At 64.4% G+C, this 13959-nt stretch carries 13 protein-coding genes; 6 read left to right on the forward strand and 7 right to left on the reverse strand.

What is annotated here, in order from left to right:
* Positions 1–44 precede the first annotated feature (44 nt).
* From waaC to rfaD, 3 genes are read right to left on the reverse strand one after another with little or no spacing between them, the layout of a single operon-like run.
* A complete protein-coding gene (gene waaC / locus LB551_RS00810) occupies positions 45–1028 on the reverse strand; it encodes a lipopolysaccharide heptosyltransferase I (RefSeq protein ID WP_224657868.1) in 984 nt (327 codons plus the stop codon).
* The gene (gene waaF / locus LB551_RS00815; RefSeq protein WP_224657869.1) at positions 1025–2032 is read right to left on the reverse strand and encodes a lipopolysaccharide heptosyltransferase II; all 1008 of its coding nucleotides are present in this window, start codon (positions 2030–2032) and stop codon (positions 1025–1027) included. The genes waaC and waaF overlap by 4 nt, the downstream gene beginning before the upstream one ends.
* Complete coding sequence (rfaD, locus tag LB551_RS00820) at positions 2005–2955, reverse strand: ADP-glyceromanno-heptose 6-epimerase (RefSeq protein WP_224657870.1); 951 nt, start codon at positions 2953–2955, stop codon at positions 2005–2007. The genes waaF and rfaD overlap by 28 nt, the downstream gene beginning before the upstream one ends.
* A 214-nt stretch (positions 2956–3169) precedes the next feature.
* Between rfaD and LB551_RS00825 the strand changes: the two genes are divergently transcribed.
* The 4 genes from LB551_RS00825 to LB551_RS00840 all read left to right on the forward strand — a co-directional run bounded on the left by LB551_RS00825 (position 3170) and on the right by LB551_RS00840 (position 6643).
* Positions 3170–3802 carry a LysE family translocator gene (locus tag LB551_RS00825; protein WP_224657871.1) on the forward strand — a complete coding sequence of 211 codons (633 nt, stop codon included), beginning with the start codon at positions 3170–3172 and terminating at the stop codon, positions 3800–3802.
* 124 nt (positions 3803–3926) lie between these two features.
* A complete protein-coding gene (gene rfaE1 / locus LB551_RS00830) occupies positions 3927–5420 on the forward strand; it encodes a D-glycero-beta-D-manno-heptose-7-phosphate kinase (protein WP_224657872.1) in 1494 nt (497 codons plus the stop codon).
* A gap of 7 nt (positions 5421–5427) precedes the next feature.
* Positions 5428–6000 carry an SIS domain-containing protein gene (locus LB551_RS00835; protein ID WP_224623717.1) on the forward strand — a complete coding sequence of 191 codons (573 nt, stop codon included), beginning with the start codon at positions 5428–5430 and terminating at the stop codon, positions 5998–6000.
* On the forward strand, positions 5993–6643 hold the full coding sequence (locus LB551_RS00840; protein WP_224657873.1) for an HAD-IIIA family hydrolase: 651 nt from the start codon (positions 5993–5995) through the stop codon (positions 6641–6643). The genes LB551_RS00835 and LB551_RS00840 overlap by 8 nt, the downstream gene beginning before the upstream one ends.
* A 15-nt stretch (positions 6644–6658) precedes the next feature.
* Here the strand turns inward: LB551_RS00840 and LB551_RS00845 are convergent, their stop codons facing one another.
* Both LB551_RS00845 and LB551_RS00850 read right to left on the reverse strand, forming a co-directional pair.
* Entirely contained in the window at positions 6659–7453 is a 795-nt protein-coding gene (locus LB551_RS00845; RefSeq protein WP_224657874.1) for a glycosyltransferase family 2 protein, read from the reverse strand.
* 163 nt (positions 7454–7616) lie between these two features.
* Positions 7617–8096 (reverse strand): Lrp/AsnC family transcriptional regulator, encoded by a 480-nt coding sequence (locus tag LB551_RS00850; RefSeq protein WP_224623715.1) that lies wholly within the window; start codon positions 8094–8096, stop codon positions 7617–7619.
* Positions 8097–8348: 252 nt separating this feature from the next.
* On the opposite strand from LB551_RS00850, the gene trxB reads away from it, so the two are divergent.
* Both trxB and LB551_RS00860 read left to right on the forward strand, forming a co-directional pair.
* On the forward strand, positions 8349–9323 hold the full coding sequence (gene trxB, locus LB551_RS00855; RefSeq protein ID WP_224657875.1) for a thioredoxin-disulfide reductase: 975 nt from the start codon (positions 8349–8351) through the stop codon (positions 9321–9323).
* An 89-nt stretch (positions 9324–9412) separates the two neighbouring features.
* The gene (locus LB551_RS00860) at positions 9413–10309 is read left to right on the forward strand and encodes a LysR family transcriptional regulator (RefSeq protein ID WP_140495954.1); all 897 of its coding nucleotides are present in this window, start codon (positions 9413–9415) and stop codon (positions 10307–10309) included.
* A 13-nt stretch (positions 10310–10322) separates the two neighbouring features.
* Here LB551_RS00860 and LB551_RS00865 read toward each other — a convergent pair whose 3' ends face one another.
* Positions 10323–10820, reverse strand: coding sequence for a methyltransferase family protein (locus LB551_RS00865; protein ID WP_224657876.1), 498 nt, complete (start codon positions 10818–10820; stop codon positions 10323–10325).
* 860 nt (positions 10821–11680) lie between these two features.
* Positions 11681–13732, reverse strand: a complete 2052-nt coding sequence (locus tag LB551_RS00870; RefSeq protein ID WP_224657877.1) for an elongation factor G — start codon at positions 13730–13732, stop codon at positions 11681–11683.
* Positions 13733–13959: the final 227 nt, after the last annotated feature.

Consider the following 13959-nt stretch of genomic DNA (forward strand, 5'->3'; position numbering starts at 1 on the left):
GTTTTTAGCCAAGATTGGCAGCGCCAGCTTTCCGATTGGATAGATCAATTCTTGCCAGCGGCGGCGTCACCCTGGTGCTCCATCAGCCTCTCAGCCTCAGCCACCACCTCCGCCGGCGTCACCCGCCCACCCGGCGCGGCCAGCAGCGTCGATGCATACGGCCCGCGTGGACCGGTTAAACCCGGCTCCGTCGCTAAAAACACCGCGACCGTCGGCAGCCCGAAGGCGCTGGCGAGATGGGTCAGCCCCGTGTCGGCGCCGATCACCAGTGTCGAGCGGCCGAGCATCGCCGCGATGTCGGCCAATGGGGATTTACGCACGATGTTCGTGGCCGGCACGGCCCCGGCGATCGCTTCGGCCACCGCCTGTTCGCGCTCGTTCGACCAGGTCGTGACAGGCGTCATGCCCCGCTCAACCAGCAGGCGGCCGATTTCGATCCAGTCTTCAACCGGCCACTTCTTGTCCTCGCGGCTGGTGCCGTGCAGCAGGAAGGCCGTTTTGCCGGCTATGCCGGTCAGATTGCCGGGCGGCGGCACGATGCCCGAATCCAGCATCGAAAGATCGGGCTGGTAGCCCAACGCCAGCCCGAAAAGCCGCCGTGTCCGTTCGATGGCGTGGAGGTTGCGGGGTACGGCGTGGCCGACATCGTAAAGCAGCGTTGCCGAAGGCTCGCGCGCGCTCGAGCGGTCGAAGCCGGCGATCGGCGCCTTCGCCTGCCTGGCCAGCAGCGCCGACTTCAACAGGCCTTGCGCATCGATGACCAGATCGTAGCGGCACGCGCGCAAGGCGCGTCGCAAGACGGTCGCCTCGCGCCAGGTGGCCCTATCGAAGAGATGTTTTCGCCAACGCCGGATGGCGACCGTGTGAATGGTGCCGACTGCGGGATGCAGCGCGACGATGCTAGCGAAAGGCTCCTCGACGCACCAGTCGAACGCAATATCGGGCCGTGCGCGGCGCGCATCCTGGAGCGCCGGAAATGTGTGGATGACGTCGCCCATCGACGATGTCTTGACGATCAGCACCTTCATGCGGCGGCCGGGATGTCCAGCAGCCGGTCCGCCGCCGCCATGACCCGTGCGACCTCGAGCGTCTTCAGGCAATTGAGGTGGCCGAGCGGACAGATCTTGCGGTGGCAGGGCGAGCAGGACAGGCCGAGCCAGACCAGTTCGCGCCGTTCGGCCAGCGGCGGCGTGTTCTGTGGCGAGGTCGAACCATAGACGGCGACAACCGGCGTACCGACCGCCGCCGCAACATGCATCAGCCCGCTGTCGTTGGAGACCGCCAGCCCGGCGGCCGCGATCAGGTCGATGGCGTCCTCCAGCCGTGTCCGGCCGGCCAGGTCGACCACGCCAGGAGCGAGGGCGGCGATCTCCGCGGTCACGTCGCGGTCGTTCTTCGACCCGAACAGCGCGACCTTGAACCTTCTGGCCATGAACTCCCGGGCAAGGCCGGCATAGTGTTCGCTCGGCCAGCGCTTGGCCGGGCCGAACTCGGCACCCGGCATCAGCGCCACGAATTTCTGCGACCCCAGGCCGAAACGGTCGAGCAGGGCGGCCTGGTTGTTGGTGTCCACCGTCAGATGAGGCGCCTGGAAACCGCCACCCCGCGCAAGGCCGAAATAGGCCTGCGCCGTGCGCCGTTTCACGGCCTCCGGCATTGGAACGATATCGGTCAACAGGCCGTAGCGCATTTCCCTGAGATGGCCGAAACGGCGTGGAATGCGGGCAAAGAACGGGATCAGCGCCGACTTCCAACTGCCCGGCAGGATATAGGCGCTGTCGTAACGGCCGCGCAGCAGGCGGCCGAAACGGCGGCGATGCGTGAATTCGAGGGCGCCGGGTTTCAGGGGGAAATCGATCTGCTGGCGGACCTCAGGCATACGCTTGACCAAAGGGGCCGCCCACGCCGGTGCCAGCACGTCGATCGCGGCATTTGGATGGAGCTCCTTCAGCGCCGAGAACAGGCACTGCGCCATCACCATATCGCCCACCCAGCGTGGGCCGATCACGAGGATCGCTGGGCTTTCAGCCATTCGACATAGTCTCTGACGCCGGTTTCGACGTTGCGGAATTGCCCATTGTAACCGGCCGCGCGCAGACGCGACATATCAGCTTGCGTAAAGCTCTGGTAGCTGCCCTTGAGGTGGTCGGGAAAGGGTATGTACTCGATCTCGCCCTTGCCCAGCGCCTCGATGACGGTTTCGGCAATGGCGCGGAAGGGTTGCGCCCGGCCGGTGCCGCAATTGAAGATGCCGCTCGCGCCGCGCTTCCACAGCCACAGATTGACATCGGCGACGTCGCCGACATGGATGAAGTCGCGGCTTTGCTCGCCGGGACCGAAGCCGTCATGGGCGCCGAACAGCTTTGGATTCTCGCTGCGCCCGACCTGGTTGAACAGATGGAAGGCGACCGAGGCCATAGCGCCCTTGTGCGCCTCGCGCGGCCCATAAACGTTGAAGTAGCGCAGGCCCGCGACCTGCGAATGATCGGTATCGAAGACATTGCGCCTGACATAGTCATCGAACAGCTTTTTTGAATAGGCGTAGACGTTGAGCGGCCGCTCAAGCTCCGGGTCCTCGCGGAACTCGGAGCCGCCGCCATAGACCGACGCCGAGGAGGCGTAGAGGAAGGGCACGCGCAGCGCCAGGCAGGCATGCAGCAGCCGCTTCGAATAGGCGTAGTTCACCTCCATCATGAACTTGCCGTCCCATTCGGTGGTGGTCGAGCAGGCGCCCTGATGGAAGACGGCCTCGATGCGGCCGAGCCCGCCATCCTCGAGGCGGGCCAGGAAATCGCCCTTGTCGAGATAGTCGGCGATCCGCAAGTCAGCAAGGTTGGCGATCTTGTGGCCATCGGTAAGGTCGTCGACGACCAAAATGTCGTCATGACCCTCGGCATTGAGCGCGGCGACGATGTTGGCGCCGATCATGCCGGCGCCGCCCGTGACGATGATCATGAACGCCCTCTGGTTGCTTGCGATTCCGGTCCTTATAAGGGAGGCTTGCGAGGCTGTCGACAAAGCAGGGTGGCGGGGCGGCCCCCCGATGTCGGCACGAAGGATGGGCGAAACCCGCCGCGATTGCCTTGCGCGGCGCAGCGCGCCACAGTGGCGCCGCAAAGCTGCCGCTTCAGTCGGCTCGCGCCGCCGGGCGCCATCACAGGGGCCATGAATGCCGTCGACCGAACTGCTCATCGCATTTTTCGCCACCACGGCGATCTTCGCCTATATTCCGGGCCCGGCCATGCTCTATGCCGCCGCGCAAACGATGGCGCGCGGCCGCTGGTCCGGCCTGACGGCAGCGCTCGGCATTCATCTGGGCGGCTATGTTCATGTCTTTGCCGCCGCCGCCGGACTGTCGGTGCTTTTCCACGCCGTGCCGCCGCTCTACATGGCGGTCAAGCTCGTCGGCGCGCTTTACCTGATCTGGCTCGGTGTGTCGCTGTTCCGCAAGCGCGCGGAAGGTGACATGGCACTGCCGGCGATCGAGCGGAAATCGGCTCGCCGCGCCTTTTTCGAGAGCATCGCCGTCGAGGTGCTCAATCCGAAGACCGCGATCTTCTTCATGGCCTTCCTGCCCCAGTTCATCGATGCCTCTGCCGCATTCCCGGTCTGGCTGCAATTCGTCGTGCTGGGCACGACAGTCAATCTGATGTTCTCCTCGGCCGATATCGTCTGCGTGTTCCTGGCTGGTGCCGTAATCGGCAGGCTGCGCCGCTCCAGCAGCGCGCAGCGCATGATGCAGCGGGCCGGCGGCGCCGTGCTGGTCGGGCTCGGCGTCCATGTCGCCTTGCAGAAGAGCTGACGAGGCCAGCCGGCGTTGCGCTGGCTCGAATTGCGGTATATCGGCATCGCCATGAACGACCGGTCCCGGCCAATTTGTCCCCGATGCATCTTCACAACCGGTTTTTGCGCGCGTTGCCAGTGACATGATCAAGCACGATCCACTTTCCCCCGAACCCCTGCATCGCGCCATCGCGCATTTCGGCCAGGCCACCGTGCTGGTGGTCGGCGATCTCATCCTCGACCGTTTCGTCAACGGCGTCATCGAGCGGATTTCGCCGGAAGCGCCGATCCCGGTGCTCCATGGGCGCGGCGAGAGCCTGGCCATGGGCGGCGCCGGCAATGTCGTGGCCAACATCATCTCGCTCGGCGCCGCCGCCATTCCGGTCTCGGTGATCGGCTCCGATACGGCAGGCGACAGCCTGGTGCGTATGCTCGGCGAACTTGGCGCCGACACGACGGGCCTGGCGCGGGAGCGCGGCCGCATGACCTCGTCCAAGAGCCGCTTCAGCGCGCTCAACCAGCAGGTGCTGCGCTTCGACGAGGAGGAGATCAGGCCGCTCGGTGCGGCGGAACGCGCGGCGTTGGTCCAGCATTTCCGCACCGCGCTGGCGCGCGCCGACATCGTCATCCTGTCCGATTACGGCAAGGGCATCCTGCTCGAAGGCGTCGCCGGCGAATTGATCGCGATCTGCCGCGAGGCGGGAAAGCCGGTGCTGGTCGATCCGAAGGGCCGCGATTATGCACGCTATGCCGGGGCGACCGCCATCACGCCCAACCGCAAGGAACTCGGCGAAGCGGTCGAACGGCCGGTGTTCAGCGATGACGAGATCGTGGCCGCGGCGCGCGAACTGCTTGACGCGCATGGCTTCGACTTCGTCGTCGCCACGCGCAGCGAGAAAGGCATGAGCGTCGTCAGTCCGGCGGAGGCGCGCCACATCGCCACCCAGGCGCGTGAAGTGTTCGATGTGTCGGGCGCCGGCGATACGGTGATCGCGACCTTCGCGCTGGCGCTTGCCGCCGGCGCCGATCCGGCCGCGGCCGCCTCCATCGCCAATGCCGCCGGCGGCGTTGTGGTGGGAAAGCGCGGCACCGCACGGCTGACGGTCGAGGAACTCACCGGCGCACTGTTCCGCTCGCACGGACCGACCGCCCACAAGGATGCCATTCTCGACGCCGCATCGGCCGCGCGCATGGTCGCGGCCTGGAAGGAAGAGGGCCTGAGCGTCGGCTTCACCAATGGCTGTTTCGACATCCTGCATGCCGGTCATGTCAGTCTGCTGCACGCGGCGCGCAGCCAGTGCGACCGGCTGGTGCTCGGCCTCAACAGCGATGCTTCGGTGCGCCGGCTGAAGGGTCCGGAACGGCCTGTCAACGACCAGCACGACCGCGCCTGCGTGTTGGCGGCACTCGCGTCTGTCGACGCGGTGGTGGTCTTCGACGAGGACACGCCGCTGGCGTTGATCGAGGCGCTTCTGCCCGACATATTGGTCAAGGGCGCCGACTACACAGTCGATACCGTGGTCGGCGCGGACGTGGTGCAGAAAGCCGGCGGGCGCGTGGTCCTGGTCGATCTCGTCGCCGGCAAGAGCACGACCGGCACAATCGGCAGGCTGCGCTCGGCCGGCAACAAGAATTGAGGGTTTCATGTCCGAACTGAACGATTACCTGGTCCGCTCGGCCGCCGCGATCACGGCGTTGGTCGAGCGCGATCTCACAGGCGCGATGGAACGTGCGGCGAGCGCGATCGTCGCTGCCCTTTCGTCGGGCAAGGCGCTGCTGATCTGCGGCAATGGCGGTTCGGCCAGCGACGCCATTCACATCGCCGGCGAACTGGTCGGCCGCTTTCTCAAGGAGCGCAAGGGCTACAATGTCATCGCGCTGCCGGCCAATGCCGCGGTGCTGACCGCCTGGGGCAATGATTACGGCTTCGACACCGTTTTTTCGCGCCAGGTCGAGGCGCATGGAGCGGCCGGCGGCGTGCTTCTGGCGATCTCGACCAGTGGCAATTCCCCGAGCATACTGGCCGCCGCCGAACAGGCGCGGACCATGGACATGACGGTGATCAGCCTGACGGGCGACACAGGCGGCAAGCTCGCGCCGCTCACCGACATCCTGCTCAACGTGCCCTCGACCTCGACGCCGATCATCCAGCAGGGGCATCTGTGCCTCTACCATCATCTGTGCGAAGTGGTGGAAGCGCGCCTCAGCAATGGCTGACAAGACGCCGCACCCGCTGGCCGAGCCGGGCCTTTGGGTGGAGCGGATCGGCGGCAGGGTTTTTCCCGCCCGCCAGCCGGCGCTGTTCCTCGATCGCGACGGCACCATCAATGTCGATACCGACTATCCCAGCGATCCGGCCGAGATCGAGCTCCGGCCGCAGATGCTGCCGGCGATCGCCGCCGCCAACAATGCCGGCATCCCGGTCGTGATGGTGACCAACCAGTCCGGCATCGCGCGCGGCTTTTTCGGCTGGAGTGCCTTCGCCGATGTGAACCGCCGCGTGCTCGACCTGTTGTGCGATCGGGGCGTTGTCGTGGACATGGTGCTGGCCTGCGCCTATCACGAGGCCGGCGTGGGGCCGCTGGGCATATCGGACCACCCGATGCGCAAACCCAATCCCGGCATGCTCTTCGAGGCGGCGAAACGCCTCGATCTCGACCTCCGGCGATCCGTGATCGTCGGCGATAAGCTCGCCGACATGGAGGCAGGCCTGCGCGCCGGCCTGCCGCAGGGCTGGCTCGTCGACGGCGAGGCGCAGCTTCGCTCCGGTTTCATCATCAAGCCCTTGCGGGACAGCAGCGACTTCGACGGTCTTGTCGCCGCCATAGGGCGGCTCGATGGGCGAGCCAAGCCGTCCTGACCCGGATCCGACCGCTCACGCCGGTTCGCTGCCTTGCGAGGCCTCGTACAGTTTGGCCTCGGTGGCGAAGGAATAGATCATTACCGACATCGAATAGACGAAGCCGTGCCGGCCGCACAGGAAGTAGCGCTTGGCCAGATAGAATTTCAGGAAGTTGCCGAGCGGCGAAAGCACCAGCCGCACCAGGCCCGGCTTCTTGCCTTTCTCGACCAGCGTGGCCGCCTTGAGGCTGGAATAGGCATTTGCGCGGGCGATATCCTCCTCGACCGATATTTCGCGACGATGCAGCAGCACGCCGCTTTCGATCGTGCTGGTCTCGCCGGAAACGCCGAAGGATTCGTGCACCCGCGCGGTCACGTCCATGGTTGCGCCTTCCCGGCGGAAAAGCCGCAACAGCCTGTTATGCAGCACCCAGCGATGGGCATAGCCGTAGCCCTTCAGCCAGTCGCGGCGGCGGATGTACCATCCGCTGATACCGGCGTTCGCCATCTCGACGGCCGCCACGATCGACTGCCGCAGCCGGTCGTCGACGCGTTCGTCCGGGTCGATCGAAAGGCACCAGGGCTGGGTGGCGTGTTCGAGCGCGAATTGTCGCTGATGCGGAAAACCCGGCCACCCATTGTGCAGCAGCTTTATCGGATAGCCCTCGGCGACAAACTGTCGAACGATGTCCAGCGTGGCGTCGGTGGAGCCTGAATCGACGATGACGATCTCGGCGCAAAAGTCGATGCTTTCGAGGCAAGGGCCGATCATATCGGCCTCGTTCATGCATATGATGAGCGCCGAAATCGGGCTTGCAAACCTGGTCATGGTCCCCTTCCACGGCGGATTGTCGTTGGAACTTACGCTGCTTGGGCAAGGAAACCAATCAGGCGCCAAATCGTACAGGACTGCGGCTGCCTGTGTCTGTCCGTTATCAACGCGGCGGCGATGTGGCGAAATTCCCGAATTCGCATCGGGCGCCGTCATCGCGTCACGGCCGCTCGAACGAGACCAGCCCTTCATCCTTGACCCGGCGGATGGTGAGGGCTGTGCGCACCGTGTCGACATTCGGCGTGGAGGTCAGCTCCTCGATGACAAAGGTCTGGAAGGCGCCGAGGTCGCTTGCCACGCAGTGCAGGAGGAAATCGGATTCGCCCGACACCATCCAGGCATCGCGTACGACCGGCCAGCCGCGCGTGCGCTCGGCGAAGGTTCGCAGCTCGGCATCGGCCTGATGGTGCAGGCCGACCAGGCAGAAGGCGACTACGTCGAGACCGAGCGCCGGCGCGTTGAGCAGCGCCCGATAGCCGCGAATAATGCCGGCTTCCTCCAGCCGCTTGACGCGGCGCAGGCAAGGCGGTGCCGAAATGCCGACGCGGTTCGACAGTTCGACATTGGTCATGCGTCCATCTGCCTGCAATTCGCGCAGGATCTTCCAGTCGATTGCGTCGAGATCGGCCTTGAGCGGCATTTTTCGGGGCTTTCGATGATTATGGGTGGCGAAAGAATCTTGCGGGATTTTGTAATTAAACGACTTTGCTGTCCACGCCATCCCCCACGGGGAAATCCCGCGCCGTACCGGAGCGGTTCGCCCGGTGCGACAAAGCTTTCCGGGGACGAACGCCAACTTGCCTTGCTGGCGTCGTGGGCAACACTTACATTACGCGCGACATCGACGAGTTTTCCATGCCGCAAACGCCGGCAGTCCTCCGCAGAGGCTTTCATGACCACCAAGCACGCGCCTGTCCTCATCATCGGTTCCGGCCCGGCGGGTTATACCGCGGCGATCTATGCCGCCCGCGCCATGCTGAAGCCGATGCTGGTCGCCGGCCTGCAGCAGGGGGGGCAGCTCATGATCACCACCGACGTCGAGAACTATCCCGGTTTCGGCGAACCCATCCAGGGTCCGTGGCTGATGAGCGAGATGCTCAGGCAGGCCGAGCATGTCGGCACCGACATCATCTCCGACATCATCACCGAGGTCGATCTTAACGTGAGGCCGTTCCGCGCAACGGGCGATTCCGGCACCGTCTACACGGCCGATGCCCTGATCATCGCCACCGGCGCGCAGGCCAAATGGCTTGGCATTCCAACCGAACAGACTTTCATGGGCTTCGGCGTATCGGCTTGCGCCACCTGCGACGGCTTCTTCTATCGCGGCAAGGATGTCGCGGTGGTCGGCGGCGGCAATTCGGCGGTGGAAGAAGCACTCTATCTGTCGAACCTCGCCAAGAGCGTGACGGTCATCCACAGGCGCTCGGACTTCCGCGCCGAACGCATCCTGCGCGAACGGCTCTTGAAGAAGGACAATGTCCGCGTCATCTGGGACACGGTTGTCGATGAGATCACCGGCCGTCCGGGCAAGACGCCACTGCCGCCGTCGGTCGAAGGATTGAAGCTGCGCAACGTGGTGACGGGTGTCGAGACGCAGCTCGAGGTCGACGGCGTGTTCGTCGCCATCGGCCATGCGCCGGCGGTCGAGCTGTTTGTCGGCAAGCTGAAGCAGAAGCCGAACGGCTATCTGTGGACGGCGCCGGATTCGACGCGCACCGACGTGCCCGGCGTGTTCGCCGCCGGCGACGTGACCGACGATATCTACCGCCAGGCGGTGACCGCGGCGGGGCTGGGCTGCATGGCGGCGCTCGAGGCGGAGAAGTACCTGGCAGGCATCGAGGTGCATCGCGAGGCGGCCGAATAGCCGTTCGCAAACTGTTGAAAGAACGGCTTAGAAACGCCGTGTAAAAGCCTGATTTTTCATTCAGACGCCAAACAGGAACGAGGGGAATCATGGCGTTGGACTGGGATAAGCTACGCGTGTTTCACGCTGCGGCGGAAGCGGGGTCGTTTACGCATGCGGCCGAGACGCTGCACCTGTCGCAATCGGCGATTTCGCGCCAGGTCAGCGCGCTCGAGCATGATGTCGGCGTGCCGCTGTTCAACCGCCACGCCCGCGGCCTGGTGCTGACCGAACAGGGCGAGATGCTGTTCCGCACGGCGCATGACGTGCTGATGAAGCTCGAGACCATCAAGTCGCGGCTGACCGAAACCAAGGACCGCCCGTCCGGCGTACTCCGGGTCACGACCACGGTCGGGCTCGGCGCCGGCTGGCTGACCGAGCGCGTGCAGGAATTCATCGAGCTCTATCCTGAAATCAGCCTGCAGCTGATCCTCGCCAACGAGGAGCTCGACCTCACCATGCGCCAGGCCGATTGCGCCATCCGGCTGCGCCAGCCGCAGCAGCCGGACCTCATCCAGCGCCGCCTGTTCACGGTGCATTTCCACCTCTATGCGTCGCCCGGCTATATCGCCAAGCATGGCAGGCCGGCTTCGGTGGCCGAGCTCAAGGCGCATCGCATCGTCACTTTCGGCGTGCCGGTGCCCGCGCATCTGTCGGAGTTGAACTGGCTGGAAACGGTCGGCGATTTCGAGGGCGGCCAGCGCGTGCCGACGCTGCAGATCAACGATATTTTGTCCATCAAGCGCGCGGTGCAGGGCGGTGCCGGCATCGCCATGCTGCCCGACTATGTCATCTCCAAGGATTCCGGCCTGGTGCAGCTTCTGCCGGAAACGGAGGTGCCTTCCTTCGACACCTATTTCGCCTATCCGGACGCGATGAAGAACCAGGCGAAGCTGCACGTGTTTCGCGACTTCATCATCGCCAAGGCGCGGAGCTGGTCATATTGACCGCAGATGGCCCTCATCCCCGCCAAGGCGTTAGCCGGGGCAGCCAGCCGGGCACGTTGCGGCGGTAAGTCTCGTATTCGTCGCCGTAGTGGCGGGCGAGAGTCGGCTCCTCGTAGAGCTTGACGAAGGCGGCCATGGCCGCGGCTGCCGTTGCGGCGTAGGCGACAAGCGTCCAGCTGGAAAACAGCAGCGCCTGGCCGATGATGATCGACAGCACCGCCACATACATCGGATTGCGGACATGGCGGTAGAGCCCGCCGACCACCAGTCTCTCGGTCGGAGCGATCGGAGCAGGCGTGCCGAGGCCTTCAAGCGCAAAGCGGGCGAATGCATGCAGCAGAGCCGCCACGGCGACCGCGATGAGAATCCAGCCGAGAGGGGCGAGACCCGGCAGGTTCGACCATGGCCGGTCCCAGCGATCCGTCAGCAGCCACGGCACGAGGCCGGCGACGACACAAGGTGCCGCGATGAAGAAGGCAGCGCTGCCGGCGATCGCCGAAAAGGTCCGCATTGCTTGTCTCTCGCCTACAGCCTGTCGCGCCGAAACCGATTCCTGCGACGCGGTTTTATGCACGTCATTGCCCGAACCGCAGGCACTTTTGCGCGACATGCATTAGTTGCCTCGGAAATAAACGCCTGCTGCCTCATTCCACGCCATTGCGCATTTTTGACATTTCGAGATGAAAACCGAGCATGGTTCGCGGTTCCGTCGTGGCAACTACCTCATCGCGCGTTGGGTTTCGGCGATTCTGCTGGTCCTATCGGCTCCAGGAATGGCTTAGACCACAGCCTGGGTCTTTTTGCATGCGTGTGTTGCAAAATAGATGCTTGTTTCTTGAGCATGATGAGCACATATATAGTTCATCTCCTGGGCGCGTTCTCCTCCCATTAGCGCCCTTGAGTGTTCCCCTCTGGAGGTTAGCCTTAACAGGCACTTCCAATCAAACTCAGCCGGATCTTCATTGATCCGGCTTTTTTGTTGCCCGGACGCTGCCGGAAGGGCGGGAAAATCCACCGAAATAGCCACGTAACAGTGACATGTAACCTTTGGTAACATGTCAAAGGCGCTCGGTATCTGCTAAGCAGACGATAGGACGCGGTGTGGTCGGACGGGAGATGGGGGCATCACTCGGACGGCCCGGGCTCAGGCGGCTACCGCGTCCGAACCTTCTTCCGCCGAAGCGGCGACTTCAAGATGCGGCGGACCTGCCGTTTTTCCTCCCAAGAAAACGGTCCGCAGACAAAACGGCGTCCGGTCCCCGGGCGTCGTTTTTTTGCGCCCCCTCGAATAAGGTTCGAAAGGGCGCTCACCCAAACCTTCTGCATGTCGATGTCCCAAAGCCAAGATCACTTTAGGCGACGGCATCAGGATCAGGCTGCCTTGCCGTTGGCATTCATCGCTTCGTCGGCGAGCCGGCCGGTGAGTTCGGCCATGTGGTCGAAGACGGCGCGGTAGCTGGCGACGCCTGAGGTGGCTGAGCGCAGCTCAATGATCAGATCGCCAATCTCCGATTGCGGCATGGTCGCCTCGACGACATCCCATCCTGGCCAGCCGGGCCGCGCGTCGTAGCCGAGGATCTGGCCGCGCCGCTGCGGGATCAGCGCGATGATCTTCGAGGTCGCATCGGAGGGCGTCACGATCTCGACCTTCATCACCGGCTCCAGGAGCACGGGCGAACAGCCCGCCATGCCTTCCTTCATGGCAAGCTTGGCCGCCATCTGGAAGGCCATGTCGGAGGAATCGACCGCGTGGTAGGAGCCGTCCGACAGGTTGACGGCGACGTCGACGACGGGAAAGCCGAGCGGGCCCGACTTCAGGTAATCGCGTATGCCGCTTTCGACCGACTGGATGTAGGTCTTGGGCACCACGCCGCCGGTGATGGTATCGGTGAACTGGAAACCTGCGCCGCGCGGCAGCGGCTTTATCTCGATCACCACATCGCCGAACTGGCCGTGGCCGCCGGACTGCTTCTTGTGGCGGCCGCGCTGCTGCGCCGATTTGCGGATCGTCTCGCGATAGGGCACCGCCGGCGGATGGCCCTCGACCGGAATCTGGTTCTTGCCCTCGAGCCGTTCGCGCACGACGCGCAGGTGCATTTCTCCATGGCCCGACAGCACGGTCTCGGCCGAGTCCTGATTATGATGCAGGCTGAGCGAGGGATCTTCTTCGGCCAGCCGCTGGATGGCGGCAGACATCTTCACCTCGTCCTTGCGCTCTTTCGGCCGCAAGGCGAAAGCGAAGACAGGCTGCGGCGGCTCGAACTGGAGCAGCGGCTTCATGCCGCCCTTGGCCGAGGTCAGCGTCTGGCCGGTCTTGACCGCGTCCAGCTTGCCGAGCGCGACCGTGTCGCCGGTCTTCGCCGCGGTGAGCTTCGACTGGTCCTTGCCAAGCATCCTGTAGATGCCGGACACCTTTGCCATATCGCCGCTGGGCAGCCAGAGCTCGGAGCCATCGGCGACCTGTCCCGACAGGATGCGCGACACCGACAATTTGCCTCCATGCGGCGTATGGATTGTCTTCATCACCTGAACCACGGTCGCGTTGCCTTCGGGTGCGCCGAGCCGCTTGCGGGTCGCCTCGATGTCGGGCGCATCATGGCGGATCGCCTTCAGGAGGCGCAGCACGCCATTGCCTTTCTCGGCGGTGCCGATCAGCACCGGCGTGACGGCGCCGTCGCGCAGGTCCGCGGCGAGATCGTCGAAGACCGCGTCCTTGGGCGGCTCGATCTCCTCGAGCAGCTGTTCCATCAACTGGTCGTCATGGTCGGCCAGCCTTTCCAGCATCGAAAAACGGGCTTCGAGCTCGCGCGCCTTTTCGTCGCCAGGGATCTGCGCCACCTCGCTCTCGGCATATTCGCGGTAGATGTAGGCGCGTTCGAGCGCCAGGTCGATCGAGCCAATGACGACGCCGTCCTTGCGCAGCGGGATCTGGCGCAGGAGCAACGGCACCGCACTTGCCGGCTGCAGCATCTTCAGCGTGTCGCGCACGCCCGCGATCGCCTTGTCGACCTTGTTGAGAAACAGGATGCGCGGCACGCCGAGATCGTCGAGCTTGCGCATGATGAGCTGGAGGGCAGGGATCTTCTTCTCGTCGGCCTCGGCGACGACCACCGCGAGGTCGCAGGCGGCCAGCACCGGTTCGGCCTCGAAGGAGAATTCGATCGATCCGGGACAGTCGACGAAGGTGAACTGCTCGCCCATGAATTCCGTGGTGGCGAAGGTCGCCTCGACGCTCATGGCGTGGGCGCGCGCCTCGGGCGAATGGTCTGAAACGGTGTTTCCCGAGGAAACCGGGTTCTGGCGGGGAATGGCGCCCGTGCGGGCCAATATGGCTTCGAGAAGTGTCGTCTTACCGCTTGCGAAGGGACCGACTATGGCAATGCATTTCGGTCCCGTGCGTCGTCCTCCGGCGCGATTACCCATGACTGACCTCCACTCAGGCGTTTCCCTGGGGACCGACTGGCATTCATGGTTCAGGCCAAGGTCAGTCGGTCCTGAGCGGCGGCCGGCCTGTTCGACCGTCGCGGGCGGGCTTGTCTTCAACCGGCCCAAAGGCATCGTCCCACTTGTTTGCCGGCAGGGCAAGGAAAATAGGTAGCCTCAGGGGCTGAGCGCGCGGTGCGGTCACCGCTGCCTTGCAAGCCGAACAG

The organism is Mesorhizobium sp. BR1-1-2 (assembly GCF_020165435.1).
Classification (GTDB): Bacteria; Pseudomonadota; Alphaproteobacteria; order Rhizobiales; family Rhizobiaceae; genus Mesorhizobium.

Bases quoted from the DNA above. Each gene is read 5' to 3' on its own strand.
- waaC (WP_224657868.1), bottom strand. From the start codon at position 1,028: ATGAAGGTGCTGATCGTCAAGACATCGTCGATGGGCGACGTCATCCAC.
- waaF (WP_224657869.1), bottom strand. From the start codon at position 2,032: ATGGCTGAAAGCCCAGCGATCCTCGTGATCGGCCCACGCTGGGTGGGC.
- rfaD (WP_224657870.1), bottom strand. From the start codon at position 2,955: ATGATCATCGTCACGGGCGGCGCCGGCATGATCGGCGCCAACATCGTC.
- LB551_RS00825 (WP_224657871.1), top strand. From the start codon at position 3,170: ATGCCGTCGACCGAACTGCTCATCGCATTTTTCGCCACCACGGCGATC.
- rfaE1 (WP_224657872.1), top strand. From the start codon at position 3,927: ATGATCAAGCACGATCCACTTTCCCCCGAACCCCTGCATCGCGCCATC.
- LB551_RS00835 (WP_224623717.1), top strand. From the start codon at position 5,428: ATGTCCGAACTGAACGATTACCTGGTCCGCTCGGCCGCCGCGATCACG.
- LB551_RS00840 (WP_224657873.1), top strand. From the start codon at position 5,993: ATGGCTGACAAGACGCCGCACCCGCTGGCCGAGCCGGGCCTTTGGGTG.
- LB551_RS00845 (WP_224657874.1), bottom strand. From the start codon at position 7,453: ATGACCAGGTTTGCAAGCCCGATTTCGGCGCTCATCATATGCATGAAC.
- LB551_RS00850 (WP_224623715.1), bottom strand. From the start codon at position 8,096: ATGCCGCTCAAGGCCGATCTCGACGCAATCGACTGGAAGATCCTGCGC.
- trxB (WP_224657875.1), top strand. From the start codon at position 8,349: ATGACCACCAAGCACGCGCCTGTCCTCATCATCGGTTCCGGCCCGGCG.
- LB551_RS00860 (WP_140495954.1), top strand. From the start codon at position 9,413: ATGGCGTTGGACTGGGATAAGCTACGCGTGTTTCACGCTGCGGCGGAA.
- LB551_RS00865 (WP_224657876.1), bottom strand. From the start codon at position 10,820: ATGCGGACCTTTTCGGCGATCGCCGGCAGCGCTGCCTTCTTCATCGCG.
- LB551_RS00870 (WP_224657877.1), bottom strand. From the start codon at position 13,732: ATGGGTAATCGCGCCGGAGGACGACGCACGGGACCGAAATGCATTGCC.